The organism is Micromonospora sp. NPDC005413, assembly GCF_040606435.1.
GTDB lineage: Bacteria > Actinomycetota > Actinomycetes > Mycobacteriales > Micromonosporaceae > Micromonospora.
Map to the genome: position 1 here is coordinate 119,126 of NZ_JBEXEV010000004.1, position 15,327 is coordinate 134,452.

Consider the following 15,327-nt stretch of genomic DNA (forward strand, 5'->3'; position numbering starts at 1 on the left):
CGTGATTACGGCAGATGTTGGCAAGCCTGTGAAAGCAGCCCGGATTGTTGGTTTTTGATCCCTTATGGTGGTTCAGTCATACAGGTCGATGCCGCTCGCTGTGAGCAACGACGAAAACGGCCGCCGACCGCGAGATGCGGTCGACGGCCGAAGCGTCGTTTGGTGCGGTCCTTAGCGGCGGGGAGCGGGTGCGGTCGAGCCGCGTACCACCAACTCGGGCTCGAACAGCAACTCGTCGTGCAGCACGCCGGCACCTTCGATCTGGGTGACCAGCAGGTCCACGGCCGCCTGCCCCATCGTCTCGATCGGCTGCCGCACGGTGGTCAACGGCGGATCGGTGCACGTCATGAACGCGGAGTCGTCGAAGCCCACCACCGACACGTCGGTCGGCACCGAGCGACCCAGCCGTCGGGCCGCACGGATCGTGCCCAGCGCCAGTACGTCGCTGGCACAGATGATGCCGGTCACGCCACGCTCGACCAGTTTGGTCGCGGCTACCCGCGCCCCTTCCATGGAGAAGCTGGAGCGCTCGACGTACTCAGCGTCGTCGTCGCCCCAGCCCGCGGCCTGGATCATCGCGTTCAGCTTGCGCCGGGACGGCACATGTCCCTCCGGGCCGAGCACCATCCCGATCCGTTCGTGCCCGAGGGAGCGCAGGTGCCCGTACGCCTGCTCCACCGCCACCGCGTCGTCCGTGGAGACCCGGGGAAAACCCAGCTCGTCCACACCCGCGTTGACCAGAACGACCGGAAGACCCCGATCGGTCAGCCGGCGGTAGTGATCGTGCCGGGCGTCGGCGAGCGCGTACGAGCCACCGGCGAAGATCACCCCGGAGACCTGGTGGTCGAGGAGCATCTCCACGTAGTCCATCTCGGACACACCACCGATGGTCCGGGCACAGAGAGCCGGGGTGTAGCCACGCTGGGCGAGTGTCCCGGTGACGACCTCGGCCAGCGCCGGGAAGATCGGGTTCTGCAACTCGGGCAACACCAGCCCGACCAGCCGGGCGCGTTCGCCGCGCAGTTTGGTCGGCCGCTCGTAACCGAGCACGTCCAGCGCGGTCAGCACGGCAGTCCGGGTCGACTCGGAGACTCCGTCACGGCCGTTGAGCACCCGGCTGACGGTGGCCTCGCTGACGCCCGCCTTCTTGGCAACTTCAGTCAACCGCTTGGTCACGGTCGTAATCGTACGTCACCACAATGAAAGAAATGAACAGCAAACTGCCAATCATTTGCTTGGTCGCTGCCGCATTCTGCCCAGCGCCCGACATTCCGACACGTGACCGCCGGCCGACGAGATGGCCCGGCTGGCCGCCAACTGGTCCACGAGCTGGGTTGGCTCGCTGAGCATCGCCACGAAGCAACTGTGGCTGCTGGCGTCTGCGCCCCGTCAACGCCCGACGTGCTTCTCCGGATGGAGCCTGGTCACCCCGTTGAGCGTTATGACTGTGTGGCATACATATGCCTCACAGTCATAACGCTTCTCAGGGCGGGCGGGGCCGAGCGGGGCGGAGCGGGACGGGGGCGGGCGAAGCGCGGGCGAGGCGCGGGGCGCAGGGCGCGGGCGAGGCGCAGGGCGCGGGCGCGGGCGGGCGGGGCGCAGGCGCGGCGCGGGCGAGGCGCGAGGCGCGAGGCGCGGGCGCGAGGCACCGGGGGCGCTATGGGAGGTGATGGTGGCGGTGAGCCAGCGCGGCCGTCAGGACAGGTTGTGCAGCGCGTCCTCGATGGCCCGGTGGAAGGTCGGGTAGGCGTAGATCATGTGCCGGAGCTGACTCAGCGGCACCGCCGCGTGCACCGCCACCACCAGCGCGGAGAGCACCTCACCGCCGGCCGGGCCGACCGAGGTTGCACCGATCAGCACGCCTTGGTCGGCGTCCGCGATGAGCTTGATGAAACCCTCGTCGCCGACCTGGTGGATCCAGCCCCGGGTCGAGCTGCCGAGTTTGGTGAAGCCAACCTGCACGTTGATGCCGCGGTCGCGGGCCTGCCGCTCGGTGAGCCCGACCGCGCCAACCTCGGGATCGGTGAAGGTCACCCGGGGCAGCGCGCGATAGTCGGCACGCGGGATGGTGCCGGCCGACCCGCTCGACCCGCTGGCGGCCAGCGAGCTGGACGCGCCCATCGCGCCGCCGACCACGCTGGAGGTCCCGCTGGCGTCCGCCCCCGCTTTCGCCTGCCGGGCGCGGGCCAGCATGTCGGCCACCACGATCCCCGCCTGGTACATGGCGATGTGGGTGAAGGCGCCGTCGCCCGTCACGTCACCGACGGCCCAGACGTCGTCGGAAACGTGCAACCGGTCGTCGACCGGCAGGTAACGCTGGCTGGCGTCCAGGCCGACCGTGTCCAACCCCAGCTCGTCCAGGTGAGCCTTGCGCCCGGTCACCACCAGCAGCCGGTCGGCAGTGAACTGCGCCCCGCCGCCACCCCGCAGGGTGAATCGGGTCCCGTCGTGCTCGACCCGCTCGGCGCGTACCCCGGTGTGGATCTGCACTCCGTCGGCGCGCAGCGCCGCGGCGGCGACCTCGGACGCCTCCGGCTCCTCGACGGCCAGCACCCGGTCCAGCGCCTCCACCACGGTGACCCGGACCCCGAAGCGGGCGAAGACCTGCGCCAACTCCAGGCCGATCGCTCCGCCGCCGAGCACCAGCAGTGACTCCGGCAGCTCCTCGACCTCGATCGCCTGGTGGTTGGTCCAGTACGGAGTGTCGGCCAGGCCGTCGATCGGGGGCACCGACGGACGGGTGCCGGTGCCCAGCACGATTCCGTGCCGGGCCTGGAACACCTGGTCACCGACGCGGACCCGGCCCGGGCCGTCGAGCCGGCCGCTGCCCCGGACGAACCGGCCGCCCTTGCCGGTGAACCGCTCCACCGCGACCGTGTCGTCCCAGGTGTCGGTGGCCTCCTCGCGGATCCGCTTCGCCACCGGCGCCCAGTCCGGCTGGACCTGCGCCGTCCCGGCCAGCCCATTCACCCGGCGGGCCTCGGCGAGCGCGTTGGCCGCCCTGATCATCATCTTGCTCGGGATGCAGCCCCAGTACGGGCACTCCCCGCCGACCAGATCCCGTTCGATGCCGACGACGCTCAGGCCGGCCTCGGCGAGCCGCCCGGCCACCTCCTCGCCACCGACGCCGAGCCCGACCACGACCACATCCACCAGCTCCGGCTCCGCCACTGGAACAGCATCCCCCAGCGCCACCGCCCCGACCACCAGGGCCGGAGAAAAGTCGGCGCGCTCACCGGGCCGGCCCGCCTACCGTGGCGGGATGCACCCACGCTTCGCCCCGGTCCGGGACTGCTTCCACGACCTGCTCGCCTCCGGCCGGGAGACCGGCGCCAGCCTGGCCATCTGGTACGACGGGCAGCCCGTCGTCGACCTGGTCGGCGGCTCCCGGACCAGTGACGGGTCAAGCGGCGAGCCGTGGCTGCCGGAGACGTTGGTCAACGTCTACTCGGTCGGCAAGCCGGTGGCCGCGCTCTGCCTGTTGACGCTCGTCGACCGGGAGAAGGTCGACCTCGACGCGCCCGTCGACCGGTACTGGCCGGAGTTCCGCACCCCCGCCACCGTGCGTCAGGTGTTGTCGCACACCGCCGGGCTTCCGACCTTCCCGGTGCCCCGGCCGGCCACCGCGATCGCCGACTGGACGCTGCTCACCGGCGACCTGGCCGCCGCCGACCCCGAGTGGGCGCCGGGCTCGGTGGCCGGAGAGCACGCCTGGACGTACGGGCACCTGGTGGGCGAGGTGCTCCGCCGGGTCGACGGGCGGTCGGTGGGCCGGTTCCTGGCCGAGGAAATCGCCGGTCCCTGGCGGCTGGATCTCGGCTTCGGGCTGGCCGATGCCGACCAGCGGCGCTGCGCGGATCTGCGGTACGGCGACCCGGAGTGGCCGACCCGGGCGCTCGGCGAGCCGGGCTCACTGCGGGCACGGGCGATGGGCAATCCGGCCGGTGGTCAGGATCTCGCCGTGCTGAACAGTGCGCTCTGGCGGGGCGTCGAGATGCCGGCGGTCAACCTGCACGCCACCGCGTCCGGCCTGGCCCGGCTCTACGCCGGTCTGCTCGCCGGTGGTGTCCTGGACGGCGTCCGGCTGTTCAGCGCGGAGTTGGTGGCGGAGGCGACCCGGGTCCAGTACGACGGGCCGGACCTGGTGTTGGACCGCACGGCCCGGTGGACGCTGGGCATGCAGTGGGAGCCCGACGGCAGCTGGGGTATGGGCGGCCTCGGCGGCAGCAGCGCGTGGGCCGACCCGGAGCGCGGCTACACCTTCGCGTACGCCACCGCCCAGCTCGCCGAGCACGACCGGGTCGACGAGCTCGCCGAGGTGCTGCACTCGGTGCTCTGACCCAACCGCCCGGTCAGCGCATCCAGACCGGGTCGGTGCCCGGCACGGAGAGCGGCGGTGGATAGTCCAGGGTGCTGCGGAGTTGGTCCGGCAGTCGCCACGGTTGGTGCACGGCCTTGCCCTGCACCCCCGCCAGCTCCGGCACCCACCGGCGCACGTAGTCACCGGTCGGGTCGTACCGTTCGGCCTGCCGGACGGGGTTGAACCCCCGGTACGGCTTGGTGTCGTTGCCGGTGCCGGCGACCCACTGCCAGTTGCCGGAGTTGTTCGCCACGTCCCCGTCCAGCAGCCACCGGAAGAACACCGCCACCCCGGGCCGCCAGTCCTGCCCGAGGTGCTTGGTCAGGTAGCCGGCGGTGATCAGCCGGGCCCGGTTGTGCATCCAGCCCTGCGTCCGCATCTGTCGCATCCCGGCGTCGACGATCGGCATCCCGGTCCGCCCTTCCGTCCAGGCCGCCAACGCGTCATCGTCGTAGCGCCACTGCTCGGTGACGCCCCGCCGGTACGCCGAGGTCGAGATCTGCGGGAATGCGGCGGTGACCTGGTAGTAGAAGTCCCGCCAGCAGAGCTGCCGGACGAACGGCCCGGACCGGTCGCCGGCACGGTTGGCCACCGCCAGCGGGGACACGCAGCCGAAGCGCAGGTACGGGCTGAGCCGGGAGGTGTCGTCGCCGGCCATGTCATCGTGCTGGTCGTCGTACCGGCCCAGGTCGGGCAGCCAGTCGGTGAGCCGCTGCCGGGCGACCCGCTCGCCGCCGACCGCCGCGTCCGGCGAGTCCCCGGTCGGCAGCGCCGGCAGTTGGCCCACGCTCACGCCGTCGGGCAGCGCCACCCGGCGCGGTGCGGCAAGCTCCTCGCGCCACCGGTTTGCCGCCCAGGCCCGGTGGTACGGGCTGAACACCCGGTAGTGGTCACCGCCGCCACCGGGCCGCAACGCGCCCGGCTCCACCACGGTGAGCCCGGGAAACAGTCGTAGGTGCAGCCGGTGCCGCTCGCACTCGGCGCGCAGTCGCCGCTCCCGCCGGCGGGCGTAGCGGCTGACGTCGGCGGAGAGCGCGACGGCGGTGGCGTCGACCTCGCCGGCCAGCCGAATCGTCTCGGCCACCGGGTCGCCGTGGCGCACCACCAGGTCTCCACCGCGGTCGCGCAGCTCGGCGCGCAGGTCAGCGAGGGCCTGGTGCAGGAACCGGATGCGGTTGGCCGACAGCCCGGCCAGCTCCGGGTCGAGCACATACAACGGCACCACCCGGTCGAAGGCGGCACAGGTGGTGGCCAGCGCCGGGTGGTCGTGCACCCGCAGGTCGCGGGTGAGAAGCACGATCGCGGTGCTCGCGGTCACCGGCCCGCCGGGTGGACCGTCGGCCCGGGGATCGTGACCGGCGTACCGGTCGAGCTGAGCAGGGCGCGTGCGGCCACCGCCATCCGTCGCCGCTGCGGCACCAGCGCCCGCCGGACGAAGACGTCGTAGTCCTGCGCGGCCACCTCGTCGAGGATGCCGCCATAGAGCGCGTACGCGGTGCGCATGCAGGCCTGTGAGGCCGGCGCCAGCATGGTGACACCCGGCGCGGCAGCGGCGTAGTGCGCCTGGGCACGGGTCACCTCGTACTCGATCAGCTCGCGGATCCGGGGCGTACCGCGCCCTCTGGCGCGGGCCTCGGACAGTTCGTCGCGGGTGACCCCGAACTTCGCCATGTCCTCGTCCGGCAGGTAGGTGCGGCCCCGATCGAGGTCCTCGGCGACGTCCCGGATGAAGTTGGTGAGTTGGAAGGCGAAGCCGAGCTGCCGCGCCGGCTCCCGTGCCGCAGCCGAGTCGGAGCTGCCCAGGATCGGCAGCATCATGGTGCCGATGACCGCCGCCGAGCCCTCCATGTAGTCGAGCAGGTGGTCGTAGGTCGGGTACGCGGTGACGGTCAGGTCCATCGCCATGCTCTTCAGAAACGACGCAAAGTCGTCCCGGTCGAGATCGAAGACGGCGATCGTGTGGAGCACGGCCGGCAGCAGCGGGTCGTTGACTGGCGCACCGTGCAGGCCGGCCACGAACTGGCTGGCCCAGTCGTCGAGGCGGGCGGCCCGCTCGGCTGGCGGCAGGTCTTCGGTGCGGTCGACGATTTCGTCGGCGTACCGGGTGAACCCGTAGAGGGCGTGCACATGTCGTCGTTTCCAAGCGGGAAGCAGTCGGGTGGCGAGATAGTAGGTGCGGCCATGACGTCGGTGCAGCTCACGGCACCGGTCATAGGCAACGGTGAGATCAGTGTCCACCGCCCCCTCCTCATTTATCGACGCAGCAATCGACGCAACTCGTAGCCTAGGGTACGCTCAGTCGCATGGCCAACGACGCAGTTGCGGGCAATGCGACCCGTGTAGCGCCGGCAGGGCCGGGCGACAGGGACGATCCGGTCCGCGCCGTGCTGGCCGCGTACACCCATGACCTGATCACGGCGGTCGACGACACCCTGACCACCTTCCTCGCCGCCGAGGTCGACTCCCTCACCGAGATAGACGCCGCGATGGGCGGCTTCGCCGCCGCCGCGCGGCAGGCCGTCCTGGCTGGCGGCAAGCGGATCCGGCCCACGTTCGCCTACTGGGGTTGGCGCGGGGCGGTCGGCGGCACCGAAGCCCTGCCGCCCGTGCTGCCCGCGCTGGCAGCGCTCGAGTTGCTGCACGCCTTCGCGCTGGTGCACGACGACGTGATGGACGCCTCCACCACCCGCCGCGGCCGGCCCACCACGCACATCGCGCTCGCCGAACAGCACATCGCCGCAGGCCACCGGGGTGATCCCGACCGGTTCGGCGAGGCCGTCGCCGTGCTCATCGGCGACCTCTGCCTGGTCTGGGCCGACCGGTTGCTGGCCCGCGCCGCGGTGCCACCGGCCCGACTGTTCGAGGTCCGCCGCTGCTACGACCAGATGCGGGTGGAGACGGTCGCCGGGCAGTATCTCGACGTGCTCGGCGAGAACGACCCAGCCAGCTGGTCGGTCGACCGGGCGCTGCGGGTGGCCCGCTACAAGACCGCCAGCTACACCGTCCAGCGGCCGATGCTCATGGGCGCCTGCCTGGCCGGGGTGCCGGCCGACGATTCGTTGGTCTCCGCGTACACCCGCTATGGCCTGGCCGTCGGCGAGGCGTTCCAGCTCCGCGACGACCTGCTCGGCGTCTACGGCGACCCGGCCACCACCGGCAAGCCGGCCGGTGACGACCTCCGCACCGGCAAGCCGACCACGCTGCTCATGGTGGCCCGGGAGCTGGCCACGCCGGCCCAGCTCAGGGTGTTGGAGCGGGCCGGCGACGGGCCGGTCGACCGACTCGCCGAACTGGTCGCCGAGACCGGCGCGGTGACCAGGGTGGAGCGGATGATCGCCGAGCGGGTGGGCGACGCGCTGGCCGCGCTCGACGCCGCACCCGTGGACCGGACGGCGCGGACCGCGCTGACCGGGCTGGCCACTGCCGCTACCAACCGGCGGGCCTGATGAGCGACTTTTTCAAGGAGGTGGTCACGTGCGGACGGTGACAGGACGGACGGACCGGGTGGTTGTCGTCGGGGCCGGGCTGGGCGGGCTCGCCTGCGCGCTGCACCTGGCGGGCAGCGGCCGACAGGTGACGGTGCTGGAGCGCGAGCCGGTGCCCGGCGGGCGAGCCGGCCGGCTCGCCGTGGACGGCTATGAGTTCGACACCGGCCCGACCGTGCTCACCATGCCCGATCTGATCGCCGAGGCGCTCGGCGCGGTCGGTGAGGAGTTGCACGACTGGCTGGACCTGACCCCGCTGGACCCTGCCTACCGGGCGTACTACCCGGACGGCTCGACCCTCGACGTGCTCACCGACACCACTCGGATGGCGGCCGAGATCTCCCGGGTCTGCGGGCCACGCGAGGCCGACGGCTACCTGCGCTTCGTCGACTACGCGCGGGAGCTGTGGCGCCTGGAGCGGGCCGACTTCATCGAGCGCAACCTGGACGCGCCTACCGACCTGATCACCGGCAACCTGCTCAAGCTGCTCACCGGCGGGGCCTTCCGCCGCCTCCAGACGAAGATCAACCAGTTCTTCCGGGACCCCCGTACCCAGCGGATCTTCTCCTTCCAGGCGATGTACGCCGGCCTCGCGCCGCACGACGCGCTGGCCATCTACGCGGTCATCGCGTACCTCGACTCGGTGGCCGGCGTCTATTTCCCGCGCGGCGGCATCCACGCGGTGTCCAAGGCGATGGCCGGCGCGGCCGAGAAGCACGGCGTGCAGATCCGGTACGACACCACGGTGACCCGGGTGGAGACCGCGAACGGCCGAGCCACCGGTGTGCTCACCGCCGACGGCGAACTGGTGCCGGCGGATGTGGTGGTGCTCAACCCCGATCTGCCGATCGCCTACCGGGACCTGCTCCCCACCGATTCTCAGCGCCGGCTCACCTACTCGCCGTCCTGCGTCGTTCTGCACGTCGGCTCCCGACAGCCATATGCAAAGATCGCCCATCACAACATCCATTTCGGCCGCGCCTGGAAGGGCACCTTCGATGAGGTCATCCGGCGGGGTGAGTTGATGAGCGACCCGTCGCTGCTGGTCACGAACCCGAGCCGAACCGACCCCTCGGTAGCCCCACCGGACCGGCACACCTACTACGTGCTCGCCCCGGTGCCCAACCTGCACCGTGCCCCGTTCGAGTGGCGCGGCGATCTGACCCAGCGCTACACCGACCAGCTGATCGGCACCCTGGAGGAGCGCGGCTACGTCGGTTTCGGTGCCGGCGTCGAGGTGCTGCGGGCGATCACCCCCGCCGAATGGGAGGAGCAGGGGATGGCCGCCGGCACCCCGTTCGCCGCCGCCCACACCCTCTTCCAGACCGGCCCGTTCCGGCCGTCGAACCTGCACCGCAGCCTGTCGAACGTGGTCTTCGTCGGCTCCGGGACCCAACCGGGGGTCGGCGTACCGATGGTGTTGATCTCCGGCAAGCTCGCCGCGAACCGGATCACCGGGGAGGGCCGATGAGCAGCCGCGAGGAGCACCTCGTCGAGTTGGTCGACGACACCGGCAGGGCCCACGGCGAGACGACCGTTGCGGCCGCCCACCAGCCCCCGGGGCAGCTGCACCGGGCCTTCTCGGTGCTGCTGGTGGACCCGGACGGCCAGGTGCTGCTTCAGCGGCGGGCCGCCGTCAAGACCCGGTTCCCGCTGCGCTGGGCGAATTCCTGCTGCGGCCACCCGCGGCCAGGCGAGTCGCTCGCCGAGGCGGCCAACCGTCGGCTGCGCGAGGAGTTGGGCGCGGGCCCGGTCGAGCTGACCGAGGTCGGCGTCTACGTGTACTACGCCGAGGACCCGGCCACCGGTCGGGTCGAATTCGAGTACGACCACGTGCTGCGAGGCGAGTTCCTGCCCGCGGCCCCGCTACTGCCGGACCCCGACGAGGTGGCCGAGCTGCGATGGGCCGATCCCACCGCGTTGGAGGCCGAACTGGACCTCGACCCCCGGTCGTACGCGCCCTGGCTGGGCGGGGTGGTGAACCGGCTGCTGCGCCCCTCGGGGCCGATGTCCGGCACATCCCGCCGGGCCGTGACCCCGACCGGATCGTCGGCCGATGACACGGCGGAGCGGTCGGGTGGCCGATGAAGCGCTGAGCGCGGGCGCGGTCGCACGCCGGCTGGGGGTCGCGGTGACGACCCTGCGCACCTGGCACCAGCGCTACGGGCTTGGGCCCAGCGAGCACATCCCCGGTCACCACCGCCGGTACACGCCAACCGACCTGGCCCGCCTCGAGATCATGCGACGGCTCACGGCCGAGGGGGTCAGCCCCGCGGAGGCCGCCCGCTGGGCGCGCCAGGCTCCGGATCCGGCTCCCACCGGCACCGTCGCCGGGAGCCGGGTCCTCCCATCCGGCCGCGACGGTGGCGGAACCATCCCGGTGGGTCGCGCCGGCCCGGCAGCCCGCGGGCTGGCCCGGGCCGCCATGCGGCTGGACGCGGCGGCGATCAGCGAGACGATCGCGCACGCCCTTGCTGCTGGCGGGGTCGTGGCCACCTGGGAGGGCCTGCTCCGTCCGGTGCTCGCCGGCATCGGCGAACGCCACGCCGCCACGGCCGGCCTGATCGAGGTGGAACACCTGGTGTCCCGCTGCGTGTCGGAGGCTCTCTCAGCGGCCAGCCGGGCCAAGGTGCCCACCGGGCCGGCCCGGATCCTGCTCTCCTGCGCAGACGAGGAGCAGCACACCCTGCCGCTGGAGGCATTGGCAGCCACTCTCGCGGAGGCCGGAGTCAGCTACCGGATGCTCGGCGCCAGGGTGCCCGTGACCGCCCTCGTCGAGGCGGTCAACCGGACCGGACCGGCCGCCGTGGTGCTCTGGTCGCACACCCGGGCCACCGCCGACCCGGCCCAGCTCAGCGCGCTGCTCGCGGCGCCCCGCCGCCCGCTGTTGGTGCTCGCCGCCGGCCCTGGCTGGCGAGCCGACACGCTGCCCGCCGGGGTGGTGCGACCGGTCGACCTGGCCGAGGCGGTCTCGCTCGCCGTCGCGGTCCGCGACTCCCTGGAACAGTCGACGGGTGACTGATCGCACTGTCGCCCGCTGACGACGTGAACTAGCGTCGGGGCGTCCGCCTACCCCGACCCCCCGGGAGCGAGCAGATGCAAGCCCGCGCCGCCCTGGCGTCCGTCCTCGCTCTGGCGCTGGTCCTGTCCGGCTGTGCCCAGCCGGACCGCACCATCGCACCCGCCGGCGCCCCGCAGCCGGTGGAATCGACCACGCCACCCACCCCTACCCCGTCGCCGCACCCCACCCTCACCAAGCCGCCGAAGCCTCCGCTGCGGCCGCTGCCGGACAAGCTCCCGGCCGGCCTGCGGCGCACCACCGGCGTACGCCCGGTCGCCTTGACCTTCGACGACGGGCCCAGCCCGGCCTGGACGCCCAAGGTGCTCGACCAACTGCGGGCCGCCAAGGTGACCGCCACCTTCTGCGTGGTCGGTCGCGAGGTGCAGCGCCACCCGGAGCTGGTCCGGCGGATCGTCCGCGAGGGACACCAGCTCTGCAACCACAGCTGGCGGCACGACCTCGACCTGGCCCGGCGACCTGTCGCCGAGATTCAGGCCGACCTGGCCCGCACCAACAAGGCCATCCGGACGGCGGCTCCCGGCGCGAAGGTGTCCTTCTACCGGCAGCCGGGCGGCCGGTGGACGCCGGAGGTGCTGGGGGTGGCGAAGAAACTCGGCATGCGCCCGTTGCACTGGTCGGTGGACCCACAGGACTGGGACAAGCCGAACGCTGCCACGATCGGCAAGCGAGTCCACACCGCCACCCGCCCCGGCGCCATCGTGCTGCTGCACGACGGGGGCGGCAACCGGGCCGCGACGCTGGCCGCCTGCCCCCACCTGATCGCCGACCTGAAGCAACGCTTCGGCATCACCCGACTCCACTAAAACGGCCTTGACCTGCGGTTATGAGCCGGCCCAAGCCCTTGCCGATACCGATTTTGTCGACCGACCGGGCATCACGTATGCTTTCCAAGCCTCCGGCGGGGCCGGATGGGAGCAAGTCCGCTTGAAGTTGCGAATGTGCAATGATGGCGGGGCCGCCCTCATCGTCTAGCGGCCCAGGACGCCGCCCTTTCAAGGCGGTAGCACGGGTTCGAATCCCGTTGGGGGCACGACCGGCGCAAGCCGGAGCAACACAAGCTAGGTCCTGTGGAGCAGTTGGAGTGCTCGCCGCCCTGTCAAGGCGGAGGTCGCGGGTTCAAGTCCCGTCAGGACCGCAGCGCTGACGCCGCGCCTCGCGCGGCGTTCTGCGTATCGGAGCATGTCACCTGCCGTCGGTTCGTCCGGTTGACGGGTAGCATGAGCCGAGCGATACGGCCAGGTAGCTCAGTTGGTACGAGCGTCCGACTGAAAATCGGAAGGTCGGCGGTTCGACCCCGCCCCTGGCCACATAGCCTTTCGCCGGGCTACAGAGGTCCCCACCAGCGGAAACGCAGGTGGGGATCTTGCTTTGTTCACCGATCTTCATCGATGAGCTACTCCCCCACTGATGATCTCTGGGGGCACAGTGGGGGCACGCAGCGGCCGCCGAGCTCGATCCGCCGACCACTTTTCCTTCCAGTTGAGGCCCTGGAGCAACCGCAGGGGCCACTCCAGAGGTTGGCTCCTGAGGCTCACCGTCAGGTGCGGTTGATGACGTTTCGTCCTTTACCCCGGTAGTGCTGGTGATCGCTTCGCAGGGAGGTCGATCAACTATCGCTCCCCTAGTGGCAGAAAGTCACTGATCCGTGGGGTCGTCGAACTTCTCGGTCCGGCGCAGCCGGACCTTACGGCGGCCGCTTGCGTCCACCTTTTCACGGGTGAACTTCCCCTCGTCAAGCATGCGGCGGACGAAGCTCTGCCACGCTGGCAAGCCGTAGTTCAATGTCCAGGCGGCCCTGCTGTCCGCCTCCGGAGCGTAGTCGCGCGCCCCCACGATGATTGGACCCCGGGCCAAACTGATCTCTGACTTGAAATAGTCATCGATCTCACTGAGTTCGTCGGCCAAGTCGTCTTCGATCCCGAGAGCACGCATGATCCCCGCCTGCCCGACGGCCAGCTCGCCCTGCGTTAGCAACTCCAGGACCTGCTTGTACGAGTCGCCTAGCAGAGCCGAACCCGTCGCCTTCGACAGATCCAGCCGGTCCACGTGGCTCGCGGTCATCTGGAGTTCGACTCCCGGCCCTACCACCAGGTTCTCGATACGGGCCTCGTGCAACGACACGCGGCCTGTACCACCGAGTTCGAGGCGCTCGACCGTAATTCGACGTACAGCGCGATCACCTTCACCCACCCCGTACGCCTTCGCCCACAGCTCGCCGAGACTGATTGCTCCTGGAAGGGTTTCGTCGTACGACTCCACTGCGGCGACCCACTGCTGCAGCGACGCGACCAGGTCGGCAGGCGTACGGCCGGACTCCGACTGGAGGATCGAGACAATCAGCTGAGCGCAAAGCGCCGAGATGGGTGCGCTAACCAGCAGCGATGTGGCCTGGTCGAGGGGCAGTCGGGCAACCTGCATTGCGAGGAAGTGCTCGGCAATGGCGAGGTGGGTGAACTTGAACCATTGCTCGTCCTCCGACCACTCGGCGCTCATGCCACACAGCGAGCCGAGCCGGCGCTTCTCGGGGTTGGCCAGCTCGCGTCCCAACGCCGACCCGGCGGCAAGCCCGAGATCCTCCTCGGAGACCGCAGGCATGGCACTGCGGGCACTCAGGTCCGCGACCTCGCAGAAGATCGCGGCCAGCGCCTCGGAGTCGAAGAGCTCCGAACCATCGGGGCCGCGCAGCTTGCCTCGTTCCCGCTGGAGGTACCGCTCAACGACGAACTGAAGGAACTGCAGTTGTGCCGGGGAGCGGGCCCACGCGGCGTAGGCTAAGCAGAAGAAGGGCGTGGTCAACAGCTGCCGGATTTCCGGAGACAAATGCCGGTCTGCGGTTTCGACGGGTAGCCGGCTAGTCAGCTCCCGCAGTTGCTCCTGCCGCCACGGCAGCAGTTCGAGAGCCACCACGTATGGCGGCCATTCCATCGGAGCGTGGAGTTCCAGGTTCTTGCGGAGCCGGGCTTCTGCATAGCTGGACCGCGCCGAGAGGATGACGGTTCCGCGGCCCCGCAGCTCATCCAGAATCGGCTTCAGACCGGACAGCGGATTGTCGTAGGAGCGGAAGCCGAGCAACTCGTCGAAGCCATCGATCACCAGAATCGCCAAACCTGCCCGACACAACGCAAGGGCGGATGCCTTGTTGAGGAGCAAAGTGCTCTTAGCCCGGTTATCGAGGAGCGTGTCGAGGCTGTTCGCGCTTGTCCCGCTGGACGAGATGTAGATCGCGAGCGGTGTCAGCTCGCCACGGGCGACGAGCGAGTCTCGAGCGTATTGCAGGAGGCTGTGGGTCTTTCCGGATCCGGCCTCACCGGTCAACGTGATGAGGTTTGTGTAGCCGCGGTACGTGTCTGTCATGGCAGTGATTTCCCCACACGCCCGCGCGATGGTCATGTCGCCACTGTTACCGATCTGGCCACCGGCGACGCGGACCAGAGCGGGTACGTCGGGGACATTACGCTTCAGATCCCCGAACAGTTCCTCGTTGACCACCCCCTCACGCCTGACCTGCTCCTCGAGTTCCTCCAGGAGTCGCTCCTTGAGAAGCGTCCAGTTGCAGATTTCCGCCAGGAATGCCTTGTACGGCCGAGGCCCTGACCCGGACTGCCACACTCGGGCACCGTCGAGCTGCAGATGAAAATGGTCCACCCGCGGCTTCGTGCCATCGGAGGTGCGCAAGTCCCAGCGGACCACAATCGGATGCGGTGGATCGACCAGAGCCTGGATCGACTCCCGCTGGGCGAACCCGCGAAGATCCTTCTGGATATCCAAGGCGAAGCTCTCCAACTGGCGGTCGCCGCCCTGCGGCTCCAGCTCCTGAAGAGCGTCGAGCACAGGCTGCTGAGCGATGTCGGTCGCCGGAGCCCGCCGTGGCCAGTAGGTCGCGGATCCTTCCGAATAGTCGTTCAGTGCGGCGAGCTCGCCCTCGATTTCGATGAAAAACGGCTCCAGCCGAGTGAAGTGGCCGTGCGCGTGGATCTCGACTACCTTCTCCGCGTTGGAAGTGACCAACCGGTGTAGAGCGTCGAGGTCGACGTTCTTCGGGTCGGGTCCACCATGGAAAACCTGGTTGCGCATCTGACGGACCGATGTGCCGGGAGCTACCTCGACGTCTATGCTCTCGGCGACTTCTACGGCGGTGGCCTCGCAGGAGTAGCATTGCAGTGCAGACCGGTTCAAGAGGATGTACCTGGACCAGACGTCGAGCGACCCCGGCGTCCTTAACCTTGTACGGCCTCGGGCACTGGCGGCGCAAAGCAGCCCTAGCACACGCAGCTGGAACTCGACGTGTGCCAGCGTCTTTAAAGGCTCCGCCTGCCGGTCAGGGGCGGCCACAAGGTCACTGATGGTCACGTCGTCCCCTTAGTTGCCGGACAGGCGCCGCCCGGCACTTGTCGAATCAC

11 protein-coding genes and 3 tRNA genes are annotated in these 15,327 nt (G+C 70.2%); 9 read left to right on the forward strand and 5 right to left on the reverse strand.

Features of this window, described 5'->3' with window-relative positions:
* Positions 1-171 precede the first annotated feature (171 nt).
* Entirely contained in the window at positions 172-1,176 is a 1,005-nt protein-coding gene (locus ABZS37_RS08025; protein WP_355166734.1) for a LacI family DNA-binding transcriptional regulator, read from the reverse strand.
* Between the two features lie 519 nt (positions 1,177-1,695).
* A complete protein-coding gene (locus ABZS37_RS08030; RefSeq protein WP_355166736.1) occupies positions 1,696-3,171 on the reverse strand; it encodes an FAD-dependent oxidoreductase in 1,476 nt (491 codons plus the stop codon).
* Positions 3,172-3,262: 91 nt separating this feature from the next.
* Between ABZS37_RS08030 and ABZS37_RS08035 the strand changes: the two genes are divergently transcribed.
* Positions 3,263-4,339, forward strand: coding sequence for a serine hydrolase domain-containing protein (locus tag ABZS37_RS08035; protein ID WP_355166738.1), 1,077 nt, complete (start codon positions 3,263-3,265; stop codon positions 4,337-4,339).
* 13 nt (positions 4,340-4,352) lie between these two features.
* Here the strand turns inward: ABZS37_RS08035 and ABZS37_RS08040 are convergent, their stop codons facing one another.
* Together ABZS37_RS08040 and ABZS37_RS08045 are read right to left on the reverse strand one after the other, a co-directional pair.
* A complete protein-coding gene (locus ABZS37_RS08040) occupies positions 4,353-5,678 on the reverse strand; it encodes a deoxyribodipyrimidine photo-lyase (RefSeq protein ID WP_355166740.1) in 1,326 nt (441 codons plus the stop codon).
* Entirely contained in the window at positions 5,675-6,598 is a 924-nt protein-coding gene (locus ABZS37_RS08045; protein WP_355166742.1) for a phytoene/squalene synthase family protein, read from the reverse strand. Before ABZS37_RS08045 ends, ABZS37_RS08040 begins: the two co-directional genes overlap by 4 nt.
* A gap of 65 nt (positions 6,599-6,663) precedes the next feature.
* On the opposite strand from ABZS37_RS08045, the gene ABZS37_RS08050 reads away from it, so the two are divergent.
* The 8 genes from ABZS37_RS08050 to ABZS37_RS08085 all read left to right on the forward strand — a co-directional run bounded on the left by ABZS37_RS08050 (position 6,664) and on the right by ABZS37_RS08085 (position 12,234).
* A complete protein-coding gene (locus ABZS37_RS08050; protein ID WP_355166744.1) occupies positions 6,664-7,806 on the forward strand; it encodes a polyprenyl synthetase family protein in 1,143 nt (380 codons plus the stop codon).
* A gap of 28 nt (positions 7,807-7,834) precedes the next feature.
* Positions 7,835-9,316 carry a phytoene desaturase family protein gene (gene crtI, locus ABZS37_RS08055; protein ID WP_355166746.1) on the forward strand — a complete coding sequence of 494 codons (1,482 nt, stop codon included), beginning with the start codon at positions 7,835-7,837 and terminating at the stop codon, positions 9,314-9,316.
* Positions 9,313-9,933 (forward strand): isopentenyl-diphosphate Delta-isomerase, encoded by a 621-nt coding sequence (gene idi / locus ABZS37_RS08060; RefSeq protein ID WP_355166748.1) that lies wholly within the window; start codon positions 9,313-9,315, stop codon positions 9,931-9,933. The genes crtI and idi overlap by 4 nt, the downstream gene beginning before the upstream one ends.
* Positions 9,923-10,867, forward strand: coding sequence for a MerR family transcriptional regulator (locus ABZS37_RS08065; RefSeq protein ID WP_355167078.1), 945 nt, complete (start codon positions 9,923-9,925; stop codon positions 10,865-10,867). The genes idi and ABZS37_RS08065 overlap by 11 nt, the downstream gene beginning before the upstream one ends.
* Positions 10,868-10,941: 74 nt before the next feature.
* Positions 10,942-11,730, forward strand: coding sequence for a polysaccharide deacetylase family protein (locus tag ABZS37_RS08070; RefSeq protein ID WP_355166750.1), 789 nt, complete (start codon positions 10,942-10,944; stop codon positions 11,728-11,730).
* A 154-nt stretch (positions 11,731-11,884) separates the two neighbouring features.
* Positions 11,885-11,957 (forward strand) — tRNA-Glu (locus tag ABZS37_RS08075).
* Positions 11,958-11,988: 31 nt separating this feature from the next.
* Positions 11,989-12,062: transfer RNA gene (locus tag ABZS37_RS08080), tRNA-Asp, on the forward strand.
* A 98-nt stretch (positions 12,063-12,160) separates the two neighbouring features.
* A tRNA-Phe gene (locus ABZS37_RS08085) sits at positions 12,161-12,234 on the forward strand.
* Positions 12,235-12,562: 328 nt separating this feature from the next.
* Here ABZS37_RS08085 and ABZS37_RS08090 read toward each other — a convergent pair.
* Positions 12,563-15,277 carry an ATP-binding protein gene (locus tag ABZS37_RS08090; RefSeq protein WP_355166752.1) on the reverse strand — a complete coding sequence of 905 codons (2,715 nt, stop codon included), beginning with the start codon at positions 15,275-15,277 and terminating at the stop codon, positions 12,563-12,565.
* Positions 15,278-15,327: the final 50 nt, after the last annotated feature.

Coding starts and splice junctions, on each gene's coding strand:
- ABZS37_RS08035 (WP_355166738.1), top strand. CDS start 3,263: ATGCACCCACGCTTCGCCCCGGTCCGGGACTGCTTCCACGACCTGCTC.
- ABZS37_RS08050 (WP_355166744.1), top strand. CDS start 6,664: ATGGCCAACGACGCAGTTGCGGGCAATGCGACCCGTGTAGCGCCGGCA.
- idi (WP_355166748.1), top strand. CDS start 9,313: ATGAGCAGCCGCGAGGAGCACCTCGTCGAGTTGGTCGACGACACCGGC.
- ABZS37_RS08070 (WP_355166750.1), top strand. CDS start 10,942: ATGCAAGCCCGCGCCGCCCTGGCGTCCGTCCTCGCTCTGGCGCTGGTC.